Annotated in this window: 22 protein-coding genes and 1 pseudogene; 7 read left to right on the top strand and 16 right to left on the bottom strand. The window is 69.6% G+C overall.

Annotation, left to right across the window (positions count from 1 at the left end; translation table 11 throughout):
* Positions 1 to 59 precede the first annotated feature (59 nt).
* The 14 genes and pseudogenes from ACTWQO_RS28465 to ACTWQO_RS28400 form a co-directional block, all read right to left on the bottom strand.
* The gene (locus tag ACTWQO_RS28465) at positions 60 to 1,373 is read right to left on the bottom strand and encodes a pectate lyase family protein (RefSeq protein ID WP_443240214.1); all 1,314 of its coding nucleotides are present in this window, start codon (positions 1,371 to 1,373) and stop codon (positions 60 to 62) included.
* Positions 1,374 to 1,404: 31 nt separating this feature from the next.
* Positions 1,405 to 2,196 (bottom strand): rhamnogalacturonan acetylesterase, encoded by a 792-nt coding sequence (locus tag ACTWQO_RS28460; RefSeq protein ID WP_443240213.1) that lies wholly within the window; start codon positions 2,194 to 2,196, stop codon positions 1,405 to 1,407.
* A 109-nt stretch (positions 2,197 to 2,305) separates the two neighbouring features.
* The gene (locus ACTWQO_RS28455; protein ID WP_443240212.1) at positions 2,306 to 3,655 is read right to left on the bottom strand and encodes an ABC transporter substrate-binding protein; all 1,350 of its coding nucleotides are present in this window, start codon (positions 3,653 to 3,655) and stop codon (positions 2,306 to 2,308) included.
* Positions 3,656 to 3,725: 70 nt separating this feature from the next.
* Positions 3,726 to 4,772 (bottom strand): annotated as a pseudogene (locus tag ACTWQO_RS28450) (pectate lyase family protein); the annotation flags it as partial.
* A gap of 42 nt (positions 4,773 to 4,814) precedes the next feature.
* The gene (locus ACTWQO_RS28445; RefSeq protein ID WP_443240211.1) at positions 4,815 to 6,323 is read right to left on the bottom strand and encodes a glycoside hydrolase family 43 protein; all 1,509 of its coding nucleotides are present in this window, start codon (positions 6,321 to 6,323) and stop codon (positions 4,815 to 4,817) included.
* Complete coding sequence (locus ACTWQO_RS28440) at positions 6,320 to 7,165, bottom strand: PmoA family protein (protein ID WP_443240210.1); 846 nt, start codon at positions 7,163 to 7,165, stop codon at positions 6,320 to 6,322. The genes ACTWQO_RS28445 and ACTWQO_RS28440 overlap by 4 nt, the downstream gene beginning before the upstream one ends.
* A complete protein-coding gene (locus tag ACTWQO_RS28435; RefSeq protein ID WP_443240209.1) occupies positions 7,165 to 8,316 on the bottom strand; it encodes a Gfo/Idh/MocA family protein in 1,152 nt (383 codons plus the stop codon). Before ACTWQO_RS28435 ends, ACTWQO_RS28440 begins: the two co-directional genes overlap by 1 nt.
* Positions 8,313 to 9,596, bottom strand: coding sequence for a pectate lyase family protein (locus ACTWQO_RS28430; protein ID WP_443240208.1), 1,284 nt, complete (start codon positions 9,594 to 9,596; stop codon positions 8,313 to 8,315). Before ACTWQO_RS28430 ends, ACTWQO_RS28435 begins: the two co-directional genes overlap by 4 nt.
* Positions 9,593 to 10,492, bottom strand: coding sequence for a carbohydrate ABC transporter permease (locus tag ACTWQO_RS28425; RefSeq protein WP_443240207.1), 900 nt, complete (start codon positions 10,490 to 10,492; stop codon positions 9,593 to 9,595). The genes ACTWQO_RS28430 and ACTWQO_RS28425 overlap by 4 nt, the downstream gene beginning before the upstream one ends.
* Complete coding sequence (locus ACTWQO_RS28420; RefSeq protein ID WP_443240206.1) at positions 10,489 to 11,427, bottom strand: carbohydrate ABC transporter permease; 939 nt, start codon at positions 11,425 to 11,427, stop codon at positions 10,489 to 10,491. Before ACTWQO_RS28420 ends, ACTWQO_RS28425 begins: the two co-directional genes overlap by 4 nt.
* Positions 11,428 to 11,523: 96 nt before the next feature.
* Positions 11,524 to 13,254, bottom strand: a complete 1,731-nt coding sequence (gene araD, locus ACTWQO_RS28415; RefSeq protein WP_443240205.1) for an L-arabinonate dehydratase — start codon at positions 13,252 to 13,254, stop codon at positions 11,524 to 11,526.
* On the bottom strand, positions 13,251 to 14,162 hold the full coding sequence (locus ACTWQO_RS28410; RefSeq protein WP_443240204.1) for a dihydrodipicolinate synthase family protein: 912 nt from the start codon (positions 14,160 to 14,162) through the stop codon (positions 13,251 to 13,253). The genes araD and ACTWQO_RS28410 overlap by 4 nt, the downstream gene beginning before the upstream one ends.
* Positions 14,159 to 14,839 carry a GntR family transcriptional regulator gene (locus ACTWQO_RS28405; protein WP_443240203.1) on the bottom strand — a complete coding sequence of 227 codons (681 nt, stop codon included), beginning with the start codon at positions 14,837 to 14,839 and terminating at the stop codon, positions 14,159 to 14,161. Before ACTWQO_RS28405 ends, ACTWQO_RS28410 begins: the two co-directional genes overlap by 4 nt.
* 145 nt (positions 14,840 to 14,984) lie before the next feature.
* Complete coding sequence (locus ACTWQO_RS28400) at positions 14,985 to 15,578, bottom strand: TIGR03086 family metal-binding protein (RefSeq protein WP_443240202.1); 594 nt, start codon at positions 15,576 to 15,578, stop codon at positions 14,985 to 14,987.
* A 171-nt stretch (positions 15,579 to 15,749) separates the two neighbouring features.
* Here ACTWQO_RS28400 and ACTWQO_RS28395 point away from each other — a divergent pair, with 171 nt between their 5' ends.
* Positions 15,750 to 16,970, top strand: a complete 1,221-nt coding sequence (locus ACTWQO_RS28395; protein ID WP_443240201.1) for an MFS transporter — start codon at positions 15,750 to 15,752, stop codon at positions 16,968 to 16,970.
* Here ACTWQO_RS28395 and ACTWQO_RS28390 read toward each other — a convergent pair.
* Both ACTWQO_RS28390 and ACTWQO_RS28385 read right to left on the bottom strand, forming a co-directional pair.
* Positions 16,907 to 18,079: a hypothetical protein gene (locus ACTWQO_RS28390; RefSeq protein ID WP_443240200.1), complete on the bottom strand. Its 1,173-nt coding sequence runs from the start codon at positions 18,077 to 18,079 to the stop codon at positions 16,907 to 16,909. The two genes, ACTWQO_RS28395 and ACTWQO_RS28390, sit on opposite strands and share 64 nt — an antisense overlap.
* Positions 18,076 to 19,017, bottom strand: a complete 942-nt coding sequence (locus tag ACTWQO_RS28385) for a 5-dehydro-4-deoxyglucarate dehydratase (protein WP_443240199.1) — start codon at positions 19,015 to 19,017, stop codon at positions 18,076 to 18,078. The genes ACTWQO_RS28390 and ACTWQO_RS28385 overlap by 4 nt, the downstream gene beginning before the upstream one ends.
* Before the next feature lie 186 nt (positions 19,018 to 19,203).
* Between ACTWQO_RS28385 and ACTWQO_RS28380 the strand changes: the two genes are divergently transcribed.
* From ACTWQO_RS28380 to ACTWQO_RS28355, 6 genes are all read left to right on the top strand, one after another.
* Positions 19,204 to 20,013 (top strand): NAD-dependent epimerase/dehydratase family protein, encoded by an 810-nt coding sequence (locus ACTWQO_RS28380; RefSeq protein WP_443240198.1) that lies wholly within the window; start codon positions 19,204 to 19,206, stop codon positions 20,011 to 20,013.
* A gap of 297 nt (positions 20,014 to 20,310) precedes the next feature.
* A complete protein-coding gene (locus ACTWQO_RS28375) occupies positions 20,311 to 21,081 on the top strand; it encodes a DeoR/GlpR family DNA-binding transcription regulator (protein ID WP_443240197.1) in 771 nt (256 codons plus the stop codon).
* Positions 21,082 to 21,158: 77 nt separating this feature from the next.
* Positions 21,159 to 22,529, top strand: a complete 1,371-nt coding sequence (locus ACTWQO_RS28370) for an ABC transporter substrate-binding protein (protein ID WP_443240196.1) — start codon at positions 21,159 to 21,161, stop codon at positions 22,527 to 22,529.
* Positions 22,526 to 23,464: a carbohydrate ABC transporter permease gene (locus ACTWQO_RS28365; protein ID WP_443240195.1), complete on the top strand. Its 939-nt coding sequence runs from the start codon at positions 22,526 to 22,528 to the stop codon at positions 23,462 to 23,464. Before ACTWQO_RS28370 ends, ACTWQO_RS28365 begins: the two co-directional genes overlap by 4 nt.
* On the top strand, positions 23,461 to 24,306 hold the full coding sequence (locus ACTWQO_RS28360) for a carbohydrate ABC transporter permease (RefSeq protein ID WP_443240194.1): 846 nt from the start codon (positions 23,461 to 23,463) through the stop codon (positions 24,304 to 24,306). The genes ACTWQO_RS28365 and ACTWQO_RS28360 overlap by 4 nt, the downstream gene beginning before the upstream one ends.
* Positions 24,303 to 25,292, top strand: coding sequence for a zinc-dependent alcohol dehydrogenase family protein (locus ACTWQO_RS28355; protein WP_443240193.1), 990 nt, complete (start codon positions 24,303 to 24,305; stop codon positions 25,290 to 25,292). Before ACTWQO_RS28360 ends, ACTWQO_RS28355 begins: the two co-directional genes overlap by 4 nt.
* The last annotated feature ends 171 nt before the right edge of the window (positions 25,293 to 25,463 follow it).

Raw genomic sequence — 25,463 nt, 5'->3', positions numbered from 1 at the left:
GGGTGGGTGGGCGGTCGGGCCGGAGCGGGTGCGGCCCGCCCCGGCCCGTCCGCCAAGCGTCAGCGCAGTCGGCCCGCGCCCGCGCGGTGGGCGACGATCCCCGGGACCGCCCTGGGGTTGTCGACCTTCGTCCGCAGGGCCGGCTTCCACCCGGCGCCGGACTGGAGGGTCTCCTCCGGGATCTCGGCGTTGTGGACGGCGATGAGGTCGGTCAGCTTGCCGTTGACGTAGTTGTTCTCGGCGGTGAGCGGTGACTCGTTCCACTTCTTCAGCGACTTGCCGACGCTCGCGCCGGGCGGCAGTGAGATGGCGTTGTCGGTGGCGTGGAGCTGCGAGGAGATGCCGACGCCGAAGAGGTAGTAGTCGTCCTGCTGTTCCTCGTTCACCACGTAGTGGTTGTTGTAGACGTCGACCTGTCCGAACCGCACGCGTGGGGAACGCTGGAGGATTCCGTCGAAGCGGTTGTGGTGCATGGTGACCTTGAGCTTGCCGGCGTCGATGGCGGCGAGGCCGTCGCCGTTGCCGATCAGCATGTTCTTGTCGTGGTTCTCGTAGCGGTTCCAGGACACGGTCACGTAGTTGGAGCCGCGCACGATGTCCGTCAGGCCGTCGTGCTGCTGGAAGACCTTGCCGAAGTAGACGGGCCGCTCGCTGTCGGGGTAGCGCCCGTCGGTGAACGTGTTGTGGTCGAGCCACACGTGGTCCGTGCCGTAGACGACCACGGTGTCGTACTCGGAGTTCCAGTTGCCGGTGTTGTTGTCGTCGGTCGGGTCCCACTTGGGGAAGCAGTCGAGCGGGGCCTCGATGGTGAGGTTACGCAGGATGACGTTCGAGACACCGAGGATCTGGAGGCTGCCGCCGAGGATGCCGGAGTTCTTTCCGACGCCGACGATGGTGGTGTTGCTGGGGATGAAGGCCTTGATCTCCGCGTTCTGCTGGGCGGCCGACGCGACCCGCGCGTCCTCCTGCGGCCCCATGGCGACCTTGTCGTTGCCGTAGACGGCCGGGTCGTAGTCCTTGAGGTACTGCTGGAGGTCGTAGCCGTCGGTGACGAAGGCCTCGCAGCCCTGGGACACGGCGTCGATCACGCCCTTGACCTTGATGATCTTCGGCGCGTCACCCCCGTCCTGCAGCGCGGCCTTGAACTCGGCCCACGTGGTGACGGTGTAGACGTGCTCGGCATCGGCGGCCGAACCACCGGTCGTCCCCGCCCCCTCCGATCCCCAGCCGTCACCCGCGCCGAGGACCTGACGGCCCAGGTCACGGGGTCCGGCCTGAGCAGTGGTGCCGGTGAGACCGAGGACGAGCGCGGTGCAGCCGATCAGCACAGCTGCCTTCTTCATGGCATGCCCATGCCATATCTGTGCGTTCATTGTGCGGCTCTCTTTTCTGTGGTCGGGGTGTTTACGCGGCGGCCTGCGGCCAGGTGATCCAGGACTCCGGGATCTCCTCATCGAGCCGGCGCACGTCCCGCGGGCCGAGCACACGCGTACGCATCAGCTCCCGCACCACAATCCGCGCCACGGCGATCGCACCCGGCGGATTGAAGTGCGTGTTGTCCTGCTCGGTCTCGGTCCAGTTGAAGTACTTCTTCGTCTCCTCGACTCCCAGCCCCTGCCACAACGCAAGCGACAGCGCCTGAAGGTCGAGCAACGCCACCCGCTCCTCCTCCGCCAGCGCCCGCATCGCCGCCGGATAGTCGCCATGACTGGGCACAGCGTTGCCGCCCACATCGAACCGACGCCGCTCGACGGCCGTCGCCAACACGGGCCGCGCACCCCGCGCCCGAGAGCCGTCGACGTACAACCGCAGATACTCCTGATACGTCGTCCAGGGCTCGGTGTAGCGGGTGGGATCGTCGGCCTTCTCGTCGTTGTGCGCGAACTGGATCAGCAGGACGTCGCCGGCCCGAATCTGTCCGAGGACGACATCGAGCCGCCCTTCATCGACAAAGCTTTTCGAACTACGGCCGTTTACCGCGTGGTTGGAAACGGCCCGGTCTTTGTGGAGGAAGAAGGGGAGCGCCATTCCCCACCCTGTCTCGGGTGCGGCACTGGCGTATTTCTGAGCGGCCGTGGAATCACCGGCGATGAAGAGGGTGCGGCGGGGGCGGCGGCCGGATGCGTGAGCGGTACCGGTGGCCGCAATCGGAACGACGCCAAGGGCAGCAGCAATCTGTCTACGGCTGAGAGACACAACGGTGTCCTTTTCAGTAAGGGGGAGATCGCCTACCTAGGGGCGCGGGGAACTGCGCGACCAGCCACACCGGACCCGCAGCCCCCCACAACCGAAACCCACCGAGCTCTTAGCCGTTCTGTTCCTTCCACTCGGCCTGAGCCTCATTCAGCTGGTCGGCGAGCGTGTCCAGAAAGTCCTTCGCGCTCATGTCCCCGAGCAGCACCTTCTGGAAGTTCGGCTCGTTGTCCGCCTTGGAAATCGTGTTCCAGTCAGGCAGGAAGTACGGCAGCTGCACAATCGTCGTGGACCCGTCGCTCAACGCCTGCGCAGCCAACTTCGTAGGCTCGGCCTCAGAGATCCACGAGTCCTTGGCCGCCTCCGTGTGCGCCGGCACCTGACCCGCGGACTTGTTGAACTTCGAGTTCTCCTCGTGCGACGTGGCGAACTCGATGAACTTCCACGCCGCGTCCTTGTTCTTGGAGCTCTTGAACAACCCCAGCCCGTCAACGGGGTTGGACACCTGGACCCGCTTACCGGTGGAGCCGATCGGCTGAGGGATACCGCGGAACTTGTCGACTCCGAGCGCCTTCACGTGATCCTGGTACGACCCCAGGTTGTGGTTCAGCATCCCGATCGTGCCGGAGTCCCACTGCGCGACCATCTTCGTGAAGTCGTTGTTGAGGTCGGCGGCCGGAGTGACCTTCTTGAACAGAGCCGCGTACTTCTCCAACGCCGCCACGTTCTTCGGGTCGTTGACGGTCGTCTTCTCACCGCTCGCGTCCCAGAAGGACGTGATCCCGGACTGCCCGTACATCGCGTCCAGCGCCTGCGCGATGGACCCGGCGCCACCACGAATGGTGTACCCGAACTCGTTCTTCCCGGAGTTGGTGAGCTTCTCGGCGGCCTTGTAGAAGGCCTCCCAGGTGAGCGGCTCCTCCAGCCCGGCCGCCTTGAACAGATCGGTGCGGTAGTACAGGACACCGTTGTTCGCGGAGGTCGGAATCGAGTACAGCGTGTCGTCCCGACCGCCGGCGGCCTTCAGCGACTCGACCATGTCCTCGTTGAGCTTGCCGTTCAGCGAGGACTTGCCGAGCCGGTCGTCGAGCGGCTCCAGCGCGTTCTGCGCGGAGAACCCGGCGAGCATGGCCGCGCCGACACCGCCGACGTCGGGCAGGCTGTCGGCCTGGATGGCGGTGTCGACCTTGGACTGGTACTCGGTGGAGGCGATACCGACGTACTCGACGTCGATGTCCGGGTTGGCCTTCTCGAAGTCGGCGATGATCTCTTCCCAGATGTCGGTGCGGACACCGCCGTTGTTGTCCCAGAAGACGACCTTGCCCTTGCCGCTGCCTTCCCCGCCCGCGTCACCGCCCGTCCCGCTGCCGTCGTCACCGCAGGCGGTGGCGGTCAGCGCGAGTGCTGACCCCAGGGCGACCGCTATGGCCGCGCGCCTGCTTCTGCGAATGCTGATCTTCATGGTCGGCTCTCTTCTTCTGGATCCAGCGGAGTTATGAAGTTGTGGGGGTCTGTGTCGGCTCGGGCGCCACCCCGATCCGCTCCTGCGGTCCGGAGAACCGCTTCACGATGGCGGGCACGGCGGCAGCCGGGTCGAGTCGGTAGTCGTAGAACTCCCGCGGTTCGAAGGCCGCACCCCACGCGTCGTGCCGCCCGCTGGTGTTCTTCAGGATCGATCCGCGCTGCACCAACTCGGCGGTGGCATCGGCCTGGTAGGGGTGCTGGACGTCCTGGTAGTAGGAGTTCTCGATGACCATCCTGGTCTTGCCGCGTGACCAGTTCCCGTACGTCCACACGGGGTCGCCGGGGTCCACCTGCGCCGTGAGGTAGTTGTTGTAGAGGTGCGCGTACGCGGCGTTGTCGATGGACGGGTTGCGCTGCTTGGTCTGGGCGAACCAGTTGTGGTCGATGGTGATCTGGGTCTTGACGTTGGTGGTCCAGCCGAGCCCGAACGTCTTGTTGTTGTTCTCGAACCGGTTGTAGGAGACGGTCACGTACTCGCTGTCCTTGCGGACGTCGAGCTGTCCGTCGCAGATGTTCGAGAAGCGGTTGTGGTCGACCCAGACGTGGTGGACGGTGTCCATCTGGATGCCGTCGAAGTCGGTGTCCTTGCAGTCCCAGTTGCCCTCGACCGCCGAGTCACGGATCGTCATGTTGCGGATGATCACGTTGTGGGTGCCGGGGCTGAGATGGAACTCGCCCTGCACCAGCTCTCCGCTCGCGCCGACCCCGACGATCGTCTTGTCCGAGGCGACCTCGACGCTCGCGCCGAACGGCTGAGCCGTGATCGTGCCCTGGACGCGGATGATGTACGGCTCCTCGGCGGCCGCGTACTTCATCAGCGAGGCCTGGTCGGTGACGGTGACGACCCTGCCGCCCGCGCCACCGGTGGTACCGCCGGCGAGCGAGGCGAACCCGTGCGGCCGGTCGCTCCAGCGGGACCAGGAGGCCGGGGCGGCCTTCGCCTCCCCGACGGCTCCGAGACCCAGTGCGGCGACCAGGCCCACGACCGCGGCCAGGACCAGGCCGTACCCCGGTCTCGAAGGGTGGGGCAAGCGCTTGCTATGGAAGTGCGTCATTGCGGCTCCCGACAGGCGTAACAGGCTTACGGGTGACGTGAGTTACAAGGGGGTGATCCGGAAGTGCGTGAAGACCGCGGCGCCGGCGTGTCCCCCGCCGACGGGCGCGAGCGCGAACAGTCCGAGCAGGGCGCCGACCCAGCGCCAGGGGGTGGCGGCGAAGACGGGACCGGACGACGTCCAGCCGTCGCCGATGTCGTACGAGAAGCGGCAGCGCGCCCCGGAGCCGATCTCGATCCGCAGCCGGGCCCGTCCGCCGGGCGCGAGCCGCGGATGGGCGGCGTCCCGTTCCTGCTCGGCTACGGCCTCGGCGAACCGGTGCACCAGGTGGACCGTCCCGTCGGTCCCCCGCTGCAACCCGATCCAGCTGAAGGCGTCTCCGAGCACCGCGAGCCCTGCCCTGGACCCCTGCTCCTCGCTGTGCAGGTGCAGCCCGACCTCCACCGTGCAGGGTGTCCCGGGCAGTCGCTGGGTGAGGATGCTCGGCAGTTTGCGCAGGTCGTGCGTGTCGGCCGAGCGGACGCAGGTGAGGCGGAGGCCGTCGCCGGAGTGCTGGGTGGCCCAGCCGTCCTGCGGGTTGGCGGTCCACGACCACTGGCGGCCGTGGCGTCCGCCGGGGAAGTCGTCGTCGGTGGCGGGCGCGGCCGACGGCTGCGGTGGCAGGTTCGGACGCTTGTGTACGGCGACGGGGGCGCCGTCGTCACCGAGCACCGGCCAGCCGTCCGTGCCCCAGCGCATCGGCTGGAGGTGGACGACCCGGCCGTACGCACCCCGCTGCTGGAAGTGCACGAACCAGTCCTCACCGGACGGGGTGCGCACCCAGCCGCCCTGGTGCGGCCCGTTGACGTCGGTGTCCTTCTGCTCGAGGACGATCCTCTTCTCGTACGGCCCGAAGAACCCGCGCGAGCGGAAGGCGCCCTGCCAGCCGGTCTCCACTCCCCCGGCGGGGGCGAGGATCCAGAACCAGCCGTCGTGCCGGTAGAGCTTGGGGCCTTCGAGGGTGAACCAGCCGGGGATGCGGTCCCCGTCGACGATCACCTTGCCCTCGTCGAGAAGCGACGTCCCGTCAGGGTGCATCCGGTGGCCGGTGAGGCGGTTCTTGATGCCGGAGCGGGACTTGGCCCAGGCGTGGATGAGGTAGGCCTCGCCGGTCTCGTCGTCCCAGAGGGGGCAGGGATCGATCAGCCCCTTGCCCGCCTTGACGAGGTGGGGGCGGGTCCAGGGGCCGCGGATCTCGGGAGCGTTGATTTGGTAGACGCCCTGGTCGGGGTCGCCCCAGAAGATCCAGAAGCGGTCGTCGTGGTGGCGTAACGCGGGTGCCCAGACTCCGCAGTCGTGGCGCGGGGACCTGAACTCGGCGGCTGGCTCCAGACGATGGAGGGCGTGGCCGACCAAGGTCCAGTTGACCAGGTCGCGGGAGTGGAGCAGGGGCAGGCCGGGGGCGCGGCCGAAGCTGGAGGCCGTGAGGTAGAAGTCGTCGCCCACGCGGACCACGTCCGGGTCGGACCAGTCGGCGTCGAGGATCGGGTTGCGGTACGTGTCGGTCGTCATGCGCTCACCGCCTTGCGGACCAGGGACGCCGCTTCGAGCCGGCCGATGCGGCCGTCGGCGACGACGGTGACGATCCGGCGGACGGTGGTCTCGCCGGGCGGGATCGGCAGCCGCTCCTCGGCGGCGAGGGAGGAGCCGACGCCGGGATACTCCGTGGCGCGCACGAACCACTGGTCCCGGCGGGTCTGTTCGGTGGCCCCGGCGAAGATGAGGGTCCAGGTGGAGCCCGTGAGGGCCACCCAGGCGGCGCGGGTGCCGTGGACCTCCTGCTCGCCCTCGCGGTCGATGGTGAACACGTCCGGTGCCGTGGACTCCTTGCGCGCCCGCCAGAAGAAGCCGCCGTACGCGGCGCCGGGGCGGCCGTTGGTGGCCGGGCTGCCGATCGACAGCGGGGCGGAGGTGACGTTGGTGAGGGAGAAGGTGAGGTCCAACGCCCAGGCGGCGTCGGTGAGTTCGGTGGCCGCCACCGTACGGCGCTCACGCAGCAGCTCGCCGCCCGCGGCCACCCAGCGCAGCTCCTCCACGAAGCCGTCGGGGTCGCGGAGCTGGAACGCGGTGTGCCGCTGGGCTCCGTGGTTGTCCAGCTCGGTGGGGCCCCGGTCGCGGACGTAGGTGCGCCCGCCCCAGAAGTTGTGCCCCTCGACGTCGGGAACGGCGACACCGACGCCGAGGTGGTGGGTGTGGTCGGCGGGGCTCAGCTCGGTGACCGCTGTGCCGGCCAGGGTGGTGACGGGGTGCAGATAGGGGCGTGGGGAGAGCCGGGGGGCCAGCTCGGGCCGCGTCACATAGCGGGCGACCGGGCGGCCCGCGACGCTCAGGACCGGGGAGTCGGTGGTCGTCATCAGGTGCTCACCTCTTTCGGGCGCGCTTGCGGGAGCGCCCAGGGGGCGCCCAGCTCGGAGTAGAGGGAGAGGGTGTCGGCGGCGGCGGCGACAAGGCCGTCGACGCCGGGGACCACCCGGCGGCCCTCTTCGGGGAGGAAGTGCCAGGCCTCCTCCGGCAGCGGGGCCGGGTCGGGGGCCAGTCGAATCGCTTCAACGACCTTCATGAAGGCACCCGTCGAGTCCGGCGCGACCAGCAGCTCGGCACCGGTGGTGACGTGGTCGACGAGGTTCTCCAGCAGGTCCGTACGGCCGTACTCGGTCTCCTCCGGGCCGTGGTCGGCGCGCTGGAGCAGCACACGGTCCTGCTTGTACCAGAAGGTGATCCGGCCGCGGCTGCCGTGCACGAGGACGTACGGCTCGTCGGGAACCTCGGCGCACAGGGTCGCGGCGACGGTGACCGAGCGGCCCGCCGTGGTGGTGACGCGGACGCAGGAGGTGTCGTCGGACTCGATGTCGTTGGCGCGCAGCAGCTCGGTCTCGATGTCGGTGACGTCCTCGGCGCGGGTCGTGCCGTTCAGCGCGAGGGCGGTGGCGACGGCGTGCGCGAGCGGGTTGGTCAGCACCCCGTCGATCACCTCGACACCGTTCAGCCGCCGCTTGCCCGCCCACGGCGCACGCCGGTAGTACGCCTCGGCGCGCGCCCAGGCACCCGCCCCGCCGATGCCGACCAGCTCACCGATCGCCCCCTCGGCGATCAGCTCACGGATGACCGGCACCGCGTGCGAGCCCAGCGACTGGAACCCGATCTGGCAGGCGACGCCCGCCCGGGCGACCCCGTCGGCCATCCGGCGGAACTCGGCGTACGACGGCGCGGGCGGCTTCTCCAGCAGCAGGTGCACGCCCCGCTCGGCGGCGGTCAGGGCGAGGTCGGTGTGGGTCGGGATCGGTGTGCAGATCACGGCGATCCGCGCGCCGGTGGAGTCGAGGAGGGCGCCGAAGTCGGGCGACTGGGCGGGCAGTTCGCCGCCTCCGAGTTCCGCCTCGGTCAGCGGCGTCAGCTCGCAGATGCCGGCCAGCCGTACCAGCCCCTTGTCCTGGAGCCGACGGATGTTCTCGACGTGCCAGCGGCCGTGACCGCGCGCGCCCGCCAGGACGATGTCTACGCTCATGGGAGCCTCCCTGCGCCCGCGCCGCGTGCCACCTCTCGGTCGGCCCGCTCGGCGCTGTCGATCTTTGTGTGCAGGGTAGGTGTCCAGCCGACGTCGGCCGTGAGATCGCGCTCGCTGCCGGAGTTGTAGGCGTTGTGGATCGCCAGCAGGTCGACCGGATAGCCGTTGAAGAGGGTGCCGGTCTGGTGCAGGGCGGTGCCGTTCCAGCTCTTCACCAGGTCGGCTGCCTCGATGTGGCCGGGGGTGCGGAAGGCGTTGTTCTCGGCGTAGAGGGCGGACTCGGTGGAGACGCCGAGCGAGTACCGGTGGCCGTCTTCCACGACGTACCGGTTGTTGTAGACGTGCACCTGACCGAAGCGGACGCGCGGGGCGCGTTGTACGACGGACTCGAACTCGTTGTGGTGCAGGGTCACCCGGAGCTTGCCGCGATCGCCCGTCGCCGAGTCGCCGTTGCCGATCAGCATCGCCTTGTCGTGGTCGGCGAACCGGCTCCAGGAGACGGTGATCAGGTCGGAGCCGTTGGTGATGTCCAGCAGGCCGTCGTGGCGAAGGTAGTTGCGGGCGAAGTGGGTGGGCTCCTTCGCGTCGGGGTGGCCCTGGTCGCTCGCGGTGATGTGGTCGATCCAGACGTGGGTGGCGCCGGTCAGCCACAGGGTGTCGTACGCCGTCTTCCAGTCGCCGAGGCCGCCGGTGTTGGGCTGCCAGACGGGGAAGCAGTCGTAGGCGTCGCGGAGTTCGAGGTTGCGGATGATGACGTTGTTCGCGTTCCTGACCTGGAGGCTTGCGCCCTTGAGTACCGCTGAGGAGCCGAGGCCGACGATCGTGGTGTTGGAGCCGACGTTCAGGACGACCCGTTCGGCCTGCTGGGCGGCGGACGCCTGGCGGGCCTCCTCCTGCGGGCCGCTCGGCTTCGCCGCACCCCAGGTGCGGGGATCGTACGCGGCCAGATACTTCTTCAGGCTGTAGGCGTCGGTGGCGTAGTCGGCGCAGTCCAGGTGGTCGCCGTCGTCGTCGGTGTTCGCGTCGATCGTCCCGGCGATCCGGATGATCTTCGGGGTGTCGCTGCCGCCATCGAGGGCGCGGACCAGTTCGGCGCGGTCGGTGACGGTGAAGACGTGGGTGTCGTCGGCGGCCGAGCCTCCGGTGGTGCCGGGGCCGTACGCCGCCCAGCCGTCGTTGACGGGCAGGGTGTCGCGGCTGATGTCACGGTCCTCGGCGTGGGCGGGGACGCTGAGCGCGGCCAACAGGGCCAGCGGCACGATGAGTTGATGCTTTCTCATCCCTTCACCGCTCCCGCGCTGAAGCCGGTGATCAGCCACTTCTGGATGAAGGCGAACACGATCACCACGGGTACGGCGGCGATGATGCCGCCCGCGGCGAGCGCGCCGAGGTCGACGCTGTCCGCGCTCATCAGGGTGTTGAGGCCGACGGGGATCGTCTGCTTGTCCTGGTTGTTGAGGAACATCAGGGCGAACAGGAAGTGGTTCCAGGAGTGCACGAAGGCGAAGGAGCCGACGGCGATCAGACCGGGCCGCAGCAACGGCAGGACGACGATCCGGAAGGCGGTCATCCTGTTGCAGCCGTCGACCCAGGCGGCCTCCTCCAGGGAGTACGGCACGTTCTTGATGAAGTTGCTGATCAGGATCATCGACAGCGGTAGCTGGAAGACCGTCTCCGCGAGGATGACGCTGCCCAGCGAGTTGATCATCTGCAGTTCGGCGAAGATCTCGAACAGCGGCACCAGGAGCAGCGCGCCCGGCACGAACTGGGAGCACAGCAGGCCGAGCATGAAGGCCCGCTTGACCTTGAAGTCGAACCGGGCGAGGGCGTAGCCGCCGGCCAGCGCGACGATCGTCGTCATCAGCAGGGTCGCGACGCCGACGAGGACGCTGTTCTGGAAGTAGGTGCCGAAGGACCGGTCCGTCCACACCTTCTCGAAGTGGTCGAAGGTCATCGGCCAGGGCACGAGTGAGGTGGAGCCGGCCGGGCGGAGCGCGAACAGCACGATCCAGTAGAAGGGGACCAGGGTGAAGACCAGGTAGATCCCCAGCGGGGTGTAGATCTGCCAGCGCGGGGCCTCGTCCCAGGCGCGGCGCTTCTTCGCCGGACGCTGCGGCTCGGGGACCGGGCGGCGGGCCGCCGGGGCGACCGCGGTGGCCTCCTTGATGGTGCTCACTTGTCCTCACCTCCGAACTTGCTCAGCCGCAGATAGACCATCGAGCAGAAGAGCAGGATCACGAACGCGACCGTGGTCAGGGCCGACGCGTAGCCGAAGTTGTGTGCGTCGATGCTGGTGTTGGCGATGTAGAGCGGAAGTGTCGTCGTCTCGCCCGCCGGTCCGCCGCCGGTGAGGGTGTAGAGCAGGTCGACGTTGTTGAACTCCCACACCGCGCGCAGCAGCGTGGACAGGATGATCGCGTCCTTCAGATGGGGCAGCGTGATGTGCCAGAACTGCTGCAGCCTGCTCGCCCCGTCGACCTCGGCCGCCTCGTACAGGTCCTTCGAGACGGACTGGAGGTCGGCGAGGATGAGGATCGCGAAGAAGGGCACACCGCGCCAGAGATCGGCGACGATCGCCGCCGGGAACACGGTGGAGGTGTCCGACAGCCAGCTGGTGCCGTAGGAGCCGATGCCCATGTCGGCGAGGTAACGGGTGATGCCCGTCTGGGAGTTGTAGAGCAGCACCCAGATCGCGGAGGTCAGCACCCCGGAGACGGCCCACGGCGAGAACACCAGCGCCCGGCCCAGCCCCCGCCCGACGAACGTCTGGTTGATGATCAGCGCCAGCGCCAGACCGAACAGCAGCTGCAGCCCGACCTCGACGACGACCCACTTCGCGCTGAAGATCAGCGTGTCCCAGAAGACCGGGTCCTCGGTGAAGGCGTGGACGAAGTTGTCGAATCCCGCGTAGCCGTTCCGCCAGGGTTTGGTGGGGTTGTAGTTCTGCAGGCTGTAGTAGAAGACGCTGAGCACCGGGTAGGCGATGAAGCCCAGCATCAGCACGGCGGCCGGGGCGATCAGCAGATACGGCAGTCTGCGCGGGGTGGCAGAGGCACGGCGCCGCCGCCTCGGTGGCGCGGGCGGTTTCGCCACGGCTGCGGCTTGGGCCATGACTGTTCTCCGTTCTCGTGCGTTTGCTCGTGCGGGTGAAGCGCTTACCGATCAACGTTCGGGATCTCGGCCAAGAGGGGTACGGCCGAGAGTGGTTCAGCCCGCGTACGGGTCCTGCACCGTGCCCGGCCGCGCGAGGAACTCGAAGTCGCAGCCGGTGTCCGCCTGGGTGACCTGTTCGTTGTAGAGCGCGCCGTATCCGCGCTCGTACCGCACGGGCGGCGGCGTCCACTCCGCCCTGCGGCGCTCCAACTCCTCGTCGTCCACGTTGAGTTGGAGCGTTCGCGCGTCGACGTCCAGGGTGATCGAGTCGCCCGTGCGCACCAGCGCGAGCGGGCCTCCGATGTACGACTCCGGCGCCACGTGGAGCACGCACGTGCCGTAACTCGTGCCGCTCATCCGGGCGTCGGAGATCCGCACCATGTCCCGTACACCCTGCTTGAGCAGGTGGTCGGGGAGGGGCAGCATCCCGTACTCCGGCATGCCCGGACCGCCCTTGGGGCCGGCGTTGCGCAGCACCAGCACGCTGTCGGCGGTGATGTTCAGGGCCGGGTCGTTGATGGTCCGCTGCATCGTCTTGTAGTCGTCGAAGACGACCGCGGGGCCGGTGTGCTTGAGCAGCTGCGGCTCGGCGGAGATGTGCTTGATGACGGCGCCGTCCGGGCAGAGGTTGCCGCGCAGCACGGCGACCCCGCCTTCCCGCGCGACCGGGTTGTCGCGCGGGCGGATGACGTCGTCGTTGTGGACGACGGCGCCCGCGATCTGCTCGCCCAGGGTTCCGTTCACGGTCGGCCGGTCGAGGTGCAGCAGGTCGGTGATCCGCGAGAGGAAAGCGGGCAGGCCGCCGGCGAAGTGGAAGTCCTCCATGAGGTACGTCCGTCCGCCGGGCCGTACGTTGGCCAGCACCGGCACGGTACGCGCGATGCGGTCGAAGTCGTCGAGGGTGAGCTTGATGCCGGCCCGTCCCGCCATGGCGATCAGATGGATCACGGCGTTGGTGGAGCCGCCGAGACCCAGGACGGTCGTCACCGCGTCCTCGAAGGCCTCGCGGGTGAGGATGGAGGACGGCTGGATCCCGTGCCAGGCGAGCTCCACGGCGCGGCGCCCGGAGGCGGCGGCCATCCGCTCGTGCCCGGATTCGACGGCCGGTATCGACGAGGCGCCCGGCAGCGTCATGCCGAGGGCTTCCGCCGCCGCGGTCATCGTGGAGGCGGTCCCCATGGTCATGCAGTGACCCGGCGAACGGGCCAACCCGCCCTGGAGCTCCCGCAGTTCGCAGTCCGTCAGGTTGCCCGCGCGGTGCTCGTCCCAGTACTTCCACATGTCGGTACCGGACCCGAGGGTCTCCCCGCGCCAGTGCCCCGGCAGCATCGGACCCGCGGGAACGAAGATCGACGGCACATCGGCCGAGACCGCGCCCATGAGCAGCGCCGGCGTCGACTTGTCGCAGCCCCCGAGCAGCACCGCCGCGTCGATCGGATACGACCGCAGCAGCTCCTCCGTCTCCATCGCGAGCAGGTTGCGGTAGAGCATCGGAGTCGGCTTCTGGTAGGTCTCCGAGAGCGTGGAGACCGGGAACTCCAGCGGGAAGCCACCGGCCTGCCACACCCCCCGCTTGACCGCCTCGGCGCGCTCGCGCAGATGGACATGGCAGGGGTTGATGTCGGACCAGGTGTTGAGGACGGCGATCACCGGGCGGCCCCGGTACTCCTCCGCCTCGTATCCCAGCTGGCGCATGCGGGCGTTGTGCGACCAGGTGCGCAACTGGCCCTCGGTGCCGTACCACTGGTGGCTTCTGAGTTCTTCCGGGCGCTTTCTTCCGGTCATATGGACCACCCCGCGGCTATCGCGGCGACCTCGGCGCGTTCGTCCTCGGGCAGCGGCTTGCTCGGCGGGCGGACGTCGCGGCGGCACAGGCCGAGGGAGGCGAGGGCTTCCTTGACGACGGTGACGTTGTTCGCCGAGCCGTTGGCGGCGCGGAGTTCCTCGAAGCGGCGGATCTGCTCCCAGACCTTCATGGCGGCCGGGTAGTCGCCGGATCGAAGCGCTTCGATCATGTTCAGCGAAACGGAAGGGGCGACGTTCACGAGTCCCGAGGTGAAGCCGGTGGCGCCCGCGGAGAAGTAGGAGGGGGCGTAGGGCTCGGCGAGGCCCGCGACCCAGACGAAGCGTTCCAGGCCCGCGTCGCGGGCGAAGGCGGCGAACTTGGCGGCGTCCGGGACGGCGTACTTCACGCCGATGACGTTCGGGCAGGCGTCGGCGAGTTCGGCCAGGCGGAAGCCGCTGAGCTGGGCGTTGCGGATGTACGGGACGACGCCCAGCTCGGGCACGGACTCGGCGATGGCGCGGTGGTAGTCGACCCAGCCGCCCTGGGAGACGTACGGGTGGACGGGCTGGTGGACCATCACCATCTGGGCGCCGAGTTCGCGGGCGTGACGGGCGGAGGCGACCGCGGTGGGTACGTCGTGCCCGACGCCGACCAGGATGGCGGCTCGCTCGCCGGCCTCGTCGATGGTCAACTCGGTGACGAGCTGCCGCTCTTGGGGCGTGAGGGCGTAGAACTCCCCCGTGTTCCCGTTCGGCGTGAGGATGCTGACGCCGCCGTCGAGCAGCCGGCGCAGCAGGGCCCGGTGGGCGTCCTGGTCGACGTTGCCGTCCTTGGCGAACGGGGTCACCGGGATCGCCACCACGTCGGCCAGGGCCGCCCGCTGGGCCTCGAACGTCACGCTGCTCATTCCTGACCTTCCTCGTCCTGGTGCTCGGCCTGGATCTCTTCATGGGCCCCGGGGAAGGCCCGCCGCACGAACGACGCGATATGCGCGTGAAGGGCGCGCGCCGCACCGTCCGCGTCGCCCTCCAGGGCCAGCCGCAGGATCTCCCGGTGCTCACCGGCCTCCCGGTCCCAGGAGGGCGAGGCCGCCCAGGCGACGGCGGAGACGAGGGCGGCCTGGTCGCGGACCTCGTCGAGCATCCGGCCGAGCAGCGGGTTGCCGCAGGGCAGGTACAGGGCGCGGTGGAACTCCCGGTTGGCGAGGGACCGTTCGGCGGTGTCGCCGGCCGCGTCGGCGCGGGTCAGCGCGGCGCGCGCGGCGTCGAGCGAGGCGCCGCGCCGGACCGCCCGCTTCAACGCCTCGGGCTCCAGCAGCAGCCGCACGTCGTAGACCTCGCGTGCCATGTCCGCGTCCACCATGCGCACCGTGACGCCCTTGTACTGGTTCATCACGACGAGCCCGGTCCCGGCCAGGGTCTTCAGCGCCTCCCGCACCGGGGTCTTGGACACCCCGAACTGCGCGGCCAGCTCCGTCTCGACCAGGGCCTGACCGGGCGTCAACTGCCCGGTGAGGATGCGGCGTTTGATCTCCTCCTGCACATATTGCGTGCGGGAGGGGATCGGCGTGGGCACAGAGGTCATGCGCGCCTCTCGGATCTCACATATCGCGTCTCATATATGACGTACGAAGTACGACGCGTTGAAGGTAAGAGGGGCGCAATGTTTCGTCAATGCTTCTGACAGCTTCCGACAAAGGAAGTTGGGGATTGCGGCGAGGGAGGTCCGGTCACCGCCCCGGCGTCCACCCCGGGTCCCGGCCGCTCAGCCCCACCGCACGGTCGAGCAGCGGCGCGTCCTGAGGCACCGGGACGACCGGACCGAAGATGCCGCCGCCGCGTGAGGGGTCGTCGGCCGCCGCGAGGAGCAGGTCGTAACACAGCTGGAGGGCGGCGGGGTCGGGCTCGTAGGGCTGGCCGGTGGCGCGGGCCAGGTCCCAGCCGTGGATCACCAGCTCGTCCACGGCCACGGCTCCGGCCTCCGCGCCCGACAGCGGCACGCCGCCCGCGCGGGTCTCGCCGGTCCACGCCGCCGGGTCGCGCCAGGCTTCGGCGAGTTCGTCGAGGACCTTGGGCAGCTCCTCGCGCCAGCCGGGTGCGATGTCCGGCGCGGATTCGCCGGGGTCGGTGTCCGTGGAGGGGCCGAGGTTCTTGCGGCCGGCGTCGCGGAAGGCGGCGGCCAGGTGGGTGAGGTGCCCGAGCATGTTGCGCACGGTGTAGTCGGGGCAGGGCGTGACGTCCGCGAGCCGTTCGTCGGGCACGCCGTCCGCCAGGCGCGCCAAGATCCTGGTCTGCGGGCCGAGGTCGATGGTCGGCTCGGGCATGGCAGGTCCTCCTGAAGTCGGCGATCGCGGTCTCTGCTCAGGTGGTGGACCCGCCCGCGGCGCAAAACTCATCGGCCTGACCGGCGCCCGCCCTTCCATCGTCCCTCCGCAGCCGCATTAAGGCATCTGCCCGATGCCCGCCGCCCCGCCTTAGAACCACCATGACCAGGCATGACACCGACCTGGACAGTGCTGCGCGTGCTGCGCGACCGCAACGCGGGGCTGTATCTCTCCGGCGTGGTCGTCTCCGGCTTCGGTACGTCGGCCCTGTGGCTGGCGTCCGGCGTATGGGTCAAGGACCTCACCGGCTCGGACGGCCTCGCCGCGCTCACCATGCTCGCCATGTGGGCGCCGACCCTGTTCGGCCCCCTGCTGGGCACGCTCGCCGACCGCACCCGCCGCAAACCTCTCCTCATCGGCACCAACGTGCTCCTGGCCGCCCTGCTGCCCACCCTCCTCACCGTGGACTCCGCGGACGGCCTGTGGCTGCTGTTCGCGGTCCTGTTCGTGTACGGCGCGGCGGGCGTCGTCCATGACGCGGCGGAGTCGGCGCTGGTCGTCGCCGCCGTCGACCGATCCCTCCTCGGCGACTTCAACGGGCTGCGGATGACCGCCACCGAGGGCATGAAACTCGTGGCCCCACTGGCGGGCGCGGGCCTGTACACGGCGTACGGCGGCCCGAGCGTGGCGCTCCTGGACGCGGCGACGTTCGTGCTGGCCATCGGCCTGTACGCCAGTCTCCGCGTGCGCGAGGAGAAGCCACGGCCGGTCTCCGGCCGGCGTGGGCAGACGTCCGAGGGCGCCCGGCACCTGTGGGCGCACCCCCGGCTGCGGCCCCTCGTCCTCGCGGGCGGCACGACGATGCTCTGCGCGGGCGTGAACGGCGCGCTGGTCTACGCCGTCGTCGACGGCCTCGGCCACTCCCCCGCGTACGCCGGGCTGCTCGCCGCCGTCCAGGGCGCCGGTTCCGTGGCGGTCGGCCTGTTCTCGGGCGCGGGGCTGCGGCGCCTCGGCGCACCGCGTTTCGCGGCGTGCGGGATGGCGGTCACGGCCGTCGCGGCGGCCCTGCGGGCGGTGCCGTCCGACGCGGTCGCCCTGGTGTGCAGCGCGGCGATCGGCGCGGGGCTGCCGTGCGTGCTGATCGCCGCGCTGACCGCCGTACAGCGGGAGACACCGGATGCGCTGCTGGGTCGTACCGTCGCCACGGCCAACACCTTGATGTTCGCGCCGAACGTGATCGGGCTGGCCGCGGGCGCCGGTCTCGTCGAACTGGTCGATCACCGGCTGCTGTTGCCGGTCCTTGGCCTGGCATGGCTGGTGGCGGCGGCTCAGCTCGCGGCGAGCGCGGAGCGCACCGCCTCCAGGTCGCCGTCCGACGCCAACCCGGCGTGATACAGCCGGATTTCGCTCGCCCCGAGCTCCCGGGCGCCGGCCAGGTCCGCCGTGAGCGTGGCCGGGCTGCCGCCCATGCCGGAGACGACGGTGAAGTTGGCGGCGACGACAGCGCTTCCCTGCTTCACGCTGCCCTGCTCCACGAAGGGCGTGAGCAGACCCGGCCCGCCCGCGCACGGTACGACCACACCGTCCGCGACCGACAGGATGTGCTCCGGGTCCACCCCCGCGTTCGCACCGCAGTGGTACGACACCGGGTCGGCGTGCAGCAGCACCTGGAAGCCGTCGGGAGCGGCCGCACGCACCGCTCGGACCGCCGCCTCCTGGAGCGTGCGGGCGGTGTCGTCGCGCCACGCGCGCGTGGCCGTCGCGTTCGCCTCGCCGAGCAGCTTCTCGATCGCCGCCCAGCCTCCGTCGGAGGGTGCGCCCTGCCACACGGGCTCCAGCGCGGTGCGTACGGCTGCCGCCAACTCGTCGGCGTCCAGCCCCTGTTCGCCGTACCCCGTGCGGCAGTCCGGGCAGAAGCAGAGCGACATCAGATACTGCCCGGCGTCCCCGAGGCCCACCCCGCCGGTCTTGTCGTGGGCGTGCAGGTGCTGCAGCCCGTACCAGCCGAGGGACTCCAGTTCGGTGCCGCGCGCGCCGGGCCGTACCGCCGCCTCGACGGCCAGGTCGACCAGGTACGCGCGGGTGGCGGGCTGGGCGATGCAGGGCGCCCATGGGTAGCGGTCGCCGTAGGCGTTGACGACCGAGGTGTCCGGATGTTCGGCTCCCATACGGGAGTTGTGCGCGAGGACGACCCAGGTGTGTACCTCCAGGCCGGCGTCCGCGAGCGCGGCGGCCGCCTCGCCGTAGGCGTCACCGGGGGCCCAGTCACCGGCCGCGTACGGGCGCAGCTCCCGCCCGTCCCACCGGTCGTCCGTCGGGTACAGCACGGCCGCGTGCTCGGCGGTGACGATGCGGTGACGCGGGTGGCGGGGGGTGAGGGCGCGGGTGGAGTGGTAGGCGGCGGCGAGCGTCACCTGCTGCACGCCGAGCGCGGCGATCCGGCCGGGGGCCTCCGGGTCGCCGTTGACGTCCCAGGGGTAGACGAATGTCGACGCCTTCACGCATCCTCCTGCAGCAACTCGTAGCCCCTGTCGATGAGTTCGGCCAGCTGCTTCACATGTTCCCCGGCCGGTTCGTGCAGCGGCGACCGTACCGGACCGACGTCGAGCCCCCGCAGTCGTACGCCCGCCTTGACCAGCGAGACGGCGTAGCCGCGGCCCTGGGCGCGCAGGTCGACGAAGGGCCGGTAGAAGCCGTCCAGCAGCCGGTGCGCGGTGGTGTCGTCGCCGGTGCCGAGCGCCCGGTGGAAGGCGAGGGCGATCTCCGGGACGAAGCAGAACACGGCGGAGGAGTAGAGGGTGATGCCGATGCCGCGGTAGGCGAGCTGGGTCTGTTCGGCGGTCGGCAGTCCGTTGAAGTAGAGGAAGTCGCCGGGGGCCTCGGTGCGGACGGCGCTCACGACGCGCTGCATGAGGTCCAGGTCGCCGAGCCCGTCCTTGAACCCGATGATCCCGTCCGTGCGGGCCAGTTCGACGGCCGTCTCCGGCGTGAACACGGCGTTGTCGCGCTGGTAGACGATCATGGGCAGCGCGGTCGCGTCCGCCACCTCCCGGTAGTGCCGCAGCAGCCCCTCCTGCCCGGCGACGACGAGGTACGGCGGCATGGCGAGCAGCCCGTCCGCCCCGGCCGCCGCCGCGAGACGCGCGTACCGCACGGCGAGCGCGGTGCCGTAGCCGGCGCCCGCGACGACCGGGACCCGCCCCTCGGCCGCCTCGACGGCGGCGCCCACACAGGCCTCGAACTCCTCCGGCGTGAGCGCGTGGAACTCCCCGGTGCCACAGCAGGCGAACACGGCGGCGGCCCCGGCCTCGACGCCTTGGCGGACATGGGTGCGGTAGACGTCCAGGTCGACCGCGCCGTCGGGCCCGTAGGCGGTGACGGGGAAGAACAGCGGCCCGCTGGGGATGCTCAGGCGTGCGGCAAGGGGGGCTGGCGTCACGGGCGCTCCCTATAACGAGGACGGCTGCAAACGAGGACGACTGCATGCAGAATTCTGATCAAAGTTTACGGTTATGAACAGAGGGTGCGCCACCCTTGACGGGCAAGGTCGGTGATCCTTAGCTTGTCCATGAATGTGAATACCGTGCGTGCATGCATACGGCCCTGGACTCAAGGAGAACCGAGGATGCCAGCCCCCCGCACCGTTCTGCTCACCGGCGCCGCCGGCGGGCTCGGCACCCTGATGCGGGACCTGCTCCCGGACTACGGCTACGCACTCCGTCTGCTCGACCTGCGCCCGATCGAGGGCGTGCCGGACGCGATCGTCGCCGACCTCGCCGACAAGGACGCCCTGCGCGAGGCCGTCCGGGGCGTCGACGCGATCATCCATCTCGCGGGCATCTCCTTGGAAGCCCCGTTCGAGAAGATCCTCAGGGCGAACATCGAGGGGACGTACAACCTGTACGAGGCGGCCCACCAGGAGGGCGTCGGGCGCATCGTCTTCGCCTCCTCCAACCACGCGGTGGGCTTCACGCCCCGCCCGCAGGGCGAAGACCCGCTCATTCCGATCGACACCCCCCGCCGCCCCGACACCTTCTACGGCCTGTCCAAGTCCTTCGGTGAGGACCTCGCCCAGTTCTTCTGGGACAAGCACGGCCTGGAGACCGTCTCCGTGCGCATCGGCTCCTGCTTCCCCGAGCCGACCAGCGTGCGCATGCTCTCGGTGTGGATGAGCCCGGCCGACGGCGCCCGTCTCTTCCACGCGGCCCTGACCGCCGAGCACGTCGGCCACACCGTCGTCTACGGCTCCTCCGCCAACACCCGCCTGTGGTGGGACCTGGCCACCGCACGGGCCCTCGGCTACGCACCGCAGGACGACTCCGAGCCGTACGCCGAGAAGCTCATCGCCGAACAGGGCGAGCTCGACCCGGAGAACGTGGCGCACGCCTACCTCGGCGGCCACTTCGTCAGCGATCCGCCGATCTGGCCGTACTGACATCTGGCTTCACTCATACTTGCGCTACTTTCGCGAGAGCGCTTCTGCGGCGGGCGGGCACCGAACGGGCCCGCCCGCCGCCGTATCCGGGCACGGATCATGCCCGATCTCACGGCCTTCTCGACAGCCGTGCTGGTCCGAGGCGGGCACCAGTAGAGTCGAACGGGCACACACGGGCACTATCGGGCCCCCAACAGGCCTGGTCAGTGTCGCGGACCCGCTGTAGAACTTCCCCCATGGGTCCCACCGGGCCCGAACGGGCAACGAGGCTCTGACGTACGGAAGCAGGTGTCGGCCATGGGCGAGAAGACCGCGGAAGAGCGTCAGCGGGAGATCGTCCGCGTCGCTCGCGCCTCCGGCTCGGTCGATGTCACCGCGCTCGCCGCCGAGCTGGGCGTGGCGAAGGAGACCGTACGACGGGATCTGCGCGCCCTGGAGGACCACGGGCTGGTCCGCCGCACACACGGTGGCGCGTACCCCGTGGAGAGCGCCGGTTTCGAGACGACGCTCGCCTTCCGCGCCACCAGCCATGTCCCCGAGAAGCGACGCATCGCGGTCGCCGCGGCCGAGTTGCTCGGGGACGCCGAGACCGTCTTCGTCGACGAGGGGTTCACCCCCCAGCTCATCGCCGAGGCACTCCCCCGGGACCGGCCGCTGACCGTGGTCACCGCGTCCCTGCCGGTCGCGGGCACGCTCGCCGAGGTCGAAGGCATCTCGGTGCTGCTCCTCGGCGGCCGGGTCCGCTCCGGCACCCTGGCCACCGTCGACCACTGGACGACGAAGATGCTCGCCGGCTTCGTCATCGACCTCGCCTACATCGGCGCCAACGGCATTTCCCGCGAACACGGTCTGACCACCCCCGACCCCGCGGTCAGCGAGGTCAAGGCGCAGGCCGTGCGCGCCTCCCGGCGCACCGTGTTCGCGGGCGTGCACACCAAGTTCGGGGCGGTGAGCTTCTGCCGGTTCGCCGAGGTCGGCGCACTGGAGGCGATCGTCACGAGCACACTGCTCCCGACGGCCGAGGCCCACCGCTACTCACTGCTGGGGCCGCAGGTCATCCGGGTCTGAAAATCCAACGCACCTCCTGTAGGGCACCCCCATGCCCGGCAACACCCCTTATCTCCCCAAATGTTCAGGAGCGATCCATGCGAACCCAGAGCCGTCGGAGGCCGCGAGCCACACTCGCCGCGGTCGCCGCAGGGACGCTGCTCGCCCCGCTGCTCACCGGCTGCTGGGTCGGCGCGGGCGGGGCCGGATCGGGCGGCAACTCGATCAACGTCCTGATGGTGAACAACCCTCAGATGGTGGAGCTGCAGAAGCTCACCGCCGCCCACTTCACCAAAGAGACCGGCATCAAGGTCAACTTCACCGTCCTGCCCGAGAACGACGTCCGCGACAAGATCAGCCAGGACTTCGCCAACCAGGCCGGCCAGTACGACGTGGCCACCCTGTCCAACTACGAGATACCGATCTACGCCAAGAACGGCTGGCTGCACGAGATGGACTCGTACGTCGCCAAGGACCCCGCGTACGACGAGCAGGACGTCCTCAAGCCGATGCGCGAGTCCCTGACCGCCGAGGACGGCAAGCTCTACGGCCAGCCCTTCTACGGCGAGTCGTCCTTCCTGATGTACCGCAAGGACGTCTTCGAGAAGCAGGGCCTGACGATGCCCGCGCACCCCACCTGGCAGCAGGTGGCGGACCTCGCCGCGAAGACCGACGGCGCCGAGTCCGGCATGAAGGGCATCTGCCTGCGCGGCCTGCCGGGCTGGGGCGAGGTCATGGCTCCGCTCACCACGGTCGTGAACACCTTCGGCGGCACCTGGTTCGACAAGGACTGGAAGGCCCGGCTCGACTCCCCCGAGTGGGAGAAGGCGGTGAAGTTCTATGTCGACCTCGTCCGTGACCACGGCGAGTCCGGCGCCGCCCAGTCCGGCTTCGCCGAGTGCCTGAACAACATGACCCAGGGCAAGGTCGCCATGTGGTACGACGCCACCTCCGCGGCCGGTTCCCTGGAGTCCGCCGACTCCCCGGTCAAGGGCAAGGTCGGCTACGCGCCCGCCCCGGTCGAGAAGACCGAGTCCGCCGGCTGGCTCTACACCTGGGCCTGGGGCATCCAGGACGCCTCCCGCAACCCCGACAAGGCCTGGAAGTTCGTGTCCTGGGCGTCCAGCAAGGAGTACGAGCAGCTGGTCGGCGACGAGATCGGCTGGTCGAACGTACCGGCGGGCAAGCGCGCGTCGACGTACGAGAACCCCGACTACCGCGCGGAGGCCGCCGCCTTCCAGGAGATGACCAAGGAGGCCATCGAGGGCGCACGCCCGGGCGACCCGGGAGTGCAGCCGCGCCCGGCACCCGGCATCCAGTTCGTCGGCATCCCCGAGTTCACCGACCTCGGCACCAAGGTCTCCCAGGAGATCAGCGCGGCCATCGCGGGACGCCAGTCCGTCGACTCGGCCCTGAGCAAGTCCCAGCAGCTCGCCGAGAAGATCTCCGAGGAGTACGAGGGACGATGACCGCCACGACCACCGCTCCGATCGCCGCACCATCCGTCCGCGCCGAGAAGCGCCCCTCGGGCCGCATGCGCGCCTGGGCCACCCGAGCCCCCCTCCTCCCCGCCCTGATCTTCATGATCGTGGTGACCCAGCTGCCGTTCGTGGCCACGCTGGTGATCTCGTTCTTCGACTGGAACTCGCTCTACCCCGACGCCCGCGAGTTCACCGGCTTCGCCAACTACTCCGAAGTCCTCACCGACCCGGACCTGCGCCGTTCCGTATGGACGACGATCCTGCTCACCGTGGCCGTGGTGCTGGCCAGCCTGGTCCTGGGCCTGGTCCTGGCGCTGCTCCTGGACCGGAAGTTCAAGGGCCGGGGACTGGTCCGCACCCTGCTGATCGCCCCCTTCCTGGTGGTCCCGGTGGCCGCGGCGCTGCTCTGGAAGCACGTGCTCTACAACCCCGAATACGGCCTGCTCAACGGCCTGTTGCACTATGTCGGCGGCCCACAGCCGGACTGGATCTCCAACACCCCGCTCCTCGCGGTCGAGGCCGCACTGGTCTGGCAGTGGACGCCGTTCATGATGCTGATCCTGCTGGCGGGCCTGCAGAGCCGCGACCAGCAGCAGATGGAGGCCGCGCGGGTGGACGGCGCGAGCGACTGGCAGATCTTCCGCTATCTGACGCTCCCGCACCTGCGCCGCTATCTCGAACTGGGCGCCCTGCTGGGCTCGATCTACATCGTCCAGAACTTCGACGCGGTCTTCACGATCACATCGGGCGGCCTGGGCACCGCCAACCTCCCCTACACCGTCTACCAGACCTTCTACCAGGCCCATGAGAACGGCCTCGCCTCGGCCGCGGGCGTCCTGGTGGTCATCGGCTCGATCATCATCGCGACCTTCGCCCTGCGCGTCGTGTCGTCCCTGTTCCGCGAGGAGGTGGGCCGCGCATGAGCGACATCGCCGTACGCATCCGCAAGCGCAAGGGCGTAAGCCTGGGTCTGGTGGCCTGGCTGACCGGCATCGTCTTCTTCCTGCCCATCGCGTGGATGGCGCTGACGTCCTTCCACTCCGAGGAGGACGCGGCGACCAACCCGCCGTCCTTCGGGGCCGCCCTCACCCTGGACGGCTACCGCGAGTTCTTCGGCACGGGCGGCGGCGCGAGCCCCTGGCCGTCCCTGATCAACTCGGCGGTCGCGTCCGTGGCGTCGACGCTGTTCGTCCTCGTCCTGGCACTCCCCGCGGCCTACGCCCTGTCGATCCGCCCGGTGAAGAAGTGGACGGACGTCCTGTTCTTCTTCCTCTCCACGAAGATGCTGCCGGTGGTGGCGGGCCTCCTGCCCATCTACCTGTTCGCCAAGAACACGGACATGCTCGACAACGTCTGGCTGCTGGTCATCCTCTACACGTCGATGAACCTGCCGATCGCGGTCTGGATGATGCAGTCGTTCCTCTCCGAGATCCCGGTGGAGGTGATCGAGGCGGCAAGGGTGGACGGCGCGAGGCTCCCGACGATCCTGGCCCGCGTGGTGGCCCCCATCGCCCTGCCCGGCATCGCCGCGACATCACTGATCTGCTTCATCTTCAGCTGGAACGAGCTGCTGTTCGCGAGGGTACTGACAGGCGTCGTAGCCGAAACGGCCCCCGTCTTCCTCACCGGCTTCATCACCAGCCAGGGCCTGTTCCTGGCGAAGGTGTGCGCCGCGTCGCTCGTCATCTCCCTGCCGGTGCTCGCCGCGGGGTTCGCCGCCCAGGACAAGCTGGTCCAGGGCCTGTCGTTGGGAGCCGTGAAATGAAGGCCGCCGTCATCGAGTCCGTGGGCAAGGCCGTCGTCGCCGAGGTCCCGGACCCGACGCCAGGACCGCGCGATGTCGTGGTCGAGGTCGCGGCGTGCGGCCTGTGCGGAACGGATCTGCACATCCTCCAGGGCGAGTTCGCCCCCAAGCTGCCGATCGTGCCGGGGCACGAGTTCGCGGGCGAGGTGGTCGGGGTGGGGACCCAGGTCACGGAGCTGTCGGTGGGCGACCGGGTAGCGGTGGACCCCTCCCTCTACTGCTACGAGTGCCGGTACTGCCGTACGGGCCACAACAACCTCTGCGAACGCTGGGCGGCGATCGGCGTGACGACGGCCGGGGGTGCGGCGCGGTACGCGGTGGCTCCGGTGGCGAATTGCGTACGGCTGCCCGAACACGTCCGTACTCAGGACGCGGCGCTGGTGGAGCCGTTGTCCTGCGCCGTCCGGGGCTACGACGTCCTCCAGTCCCGCCTCGGCGCCCACGTCCTCATCTACGGCTCCGGCACGATGGGCCTGATGATGCTGGAGCTGGCCAAGCGGACCGGCGCGGCCAGCGTCGACGTGGTCGACGTCAACCCCACCCGCCTGGAAACGGCCCGCCGCCTGGGCGTCTCGTCCTCGGCCGCGAACCCCGACGAACTGGACCGCCCCCAGGGCTGGGACCTGGTCATCGACGCGACCGGCAACGCGGCGGCGATCCAGGACGGGCTGGAGCGGGTGGCTAAGGCGGGGACGTTCCTGCAGTTCGGCGTGGCGGACTACGCGACGCGGGTCACGATCGACCCCTACCGCATCTACAACCAAGAGATCACCATCACGGGTTCGATGGCGGTCCTGCACAGCTTCGAACGCGCGGCGGAACTCTTCGCGACAGGGGTCCTGGACCCCGACATCTTCATCAGCGACCGCATCCCACTGGACCGGTACCCCGAGGCACTGGACCAGTTCGCATCGGGCGTCGGCCGCAAGATCGTAGTGGTGCCGTAGCCCTACCTCGCCCCCGCCGCCCCTACCCGTCCCATCCCCCAGGGGCTCCGCCCCCTGGACCCCGCTCCTCAAACGCCGGAGGGGCTGATTTGCCAGCCCCTCCGGCGTTTGAGGCCTGGAACGTCCATCCCCAACCCCCACCCACCCGCTGGGGCGCTAGCTTCTCGGCGC

The sequence above is a fragment of the Streptomyces sp. 4N124 genome, assembly GCF_052245395.1.
Taxonomy (GTDB): domain Bacteria; phylum Actinomycetota; class Actinomycetes; order Streptomycetales; family Streptomycetaceae; genus Streptomyces.
Note: the sequence above shows the minus strand (reverse complement) of the source record. Positions and strands in the feature narration are given on the sequence as shown.

What these genes read in the sequence shown, in the direction of transcription:
- ACTWQO_RS28435 (WP_443240209.1), bottom strand. Translation starts at nt 8,316, where the DNA reads ATGAGCGTAGACATCGTCCTGGCGGGCGCGCGCGGTCACGGCCGCTGG.
- ACTWQO_RS28400 (WP_443240202.1), bottom strand. Translation starts at nt 15,578, where the DNA reads ATGCCCGAGCCGACCATCGACCTCGGCCCGCAGACCAGGATCTTGGCG.
- ACTWQO_RS28360 (WP_443240194.1), top strand. Translation starts at nt 23,461, where the DNA reads ATGAGCGACATCGCCGTACGCATCCGCAAGCGCAAGGGCGTAAGCCTG.
- ACTWQO_RS28445 (WP_443240211.1), bottom strand. Translation starts at nt 6,323, where the DNA reads ATGACGACCGACACGTACCGCAACCCGATCCTCGACGCCGACTGGTCC.
- ACTWQO_RS28420 (WP_443240206.1), bottom strand. Translation starts at nt 11,427, where the DNA reads ATGGCCCAAGCCGCAGCCGTGGCGAAACCGCCCGCGCCACCGAGGCGG.
- ACTWQO_RS28395 (WP_443240201.1), top strand. Translation starts at nt 15,750, where the DNA reads ATGACACCGACCTGGACAGTGCTGCGCGTGCTGCGCGACCGCAACGCG.
- ACTWQO_RS28380 (WP_443240198.1), top strand. Translation starts at nt 19,204, where the DNA reads ATGCCAGCCCCCCGCACCGTTCTGCTCACCGGCGCCGCCGGCGGGCTC.
- araD (WP_443240205.1), bottom strand. Translation starts at nt 13,254, where the DNA reads ATGACCGGAAGAAAGCGCCCGGAAGAACTCAGAAGCCACCAGTGGTAC.
- ACTWQO_RS28375 (WP_443240197.1), top strand. Translation starts at nt 20,311, where the DNA reads ATGGGCGAGAAGACCGCGGAAGAGCGTCAGCGGGAGATCGTCCGCGTC.
- ACTWQO_RS28355 (WP_443240193.1), top strand. Translation starts at nt 24,303, where the DNA reads ATGAAGGCCGCCGTCATCGAGTCCGTGGGCAAGGCCGTCGTCGCCGAG.
- ACTWQO_RS28410 (WP_443240204.1), bottom strand. Translation starts at nt 14,162, where the DNA reads ATGAGCAGCGTGACGTTCGAGGCCCAGCGGGCGGCCCTGGCCGACGTG.
- ACTWQO_RS28440 (WP_443240210.1), bottom strand. Translation starts at nt 7,165, where the DNA reads ATGACGACCACCGACTCCCCGGTCCTGAGCGTCGCGGGCCGCCCGGTC.
- ACTWQO_RS28365 (WP_443240195.1), top strand. Translation starts at nt 22,526, where the DNA reads ATGACCGCCACGACCACCGCTCCGATCGCCGCACCATCCGTCCGCGCC.
- ACTWQO_RS28430 (WP_443240208.1), bottom strand. Translation starts at nt 9,596, where the DNA reads ATGAGAAAGCATCAACTCATCGTGCCGCTGGCCCTGTTGGCCGCGCTC.
- ACTWQO_RS28370 (WP_443240196.1), top strand. Translation starts at nt 21,159, where the DNA reads ATGCGAACCCAGAGCCGTCGGAGGCCGCGAGCCACACTCGCCGCGGTC.
- ACTWQO_RS28405 (WP_443240203.1), bottom strand. Translation starts at nt 14,839, where the DNA reads ATGACCTCTGTGCCCACGCCGATCCCCTCCCGCACGCAATATGTGCAG.
- ACTWQO_RS28455 (WP_443240212.1), bottom strand. Translation starts at nt 3,655, where the DNA reads ATGAAGATCAGCATTCGCAGAAGCAGGCGCGCGGCCATAGCGGTCGCC.
- ACTWQO_RS28465 (WP_443240214.1), bottom strand. Translation starts at nt 1,373, where the DNA reads ATGAACGCACAGATATGGCATGGGCATGCCATGAAGAAGGCAGCTGTG.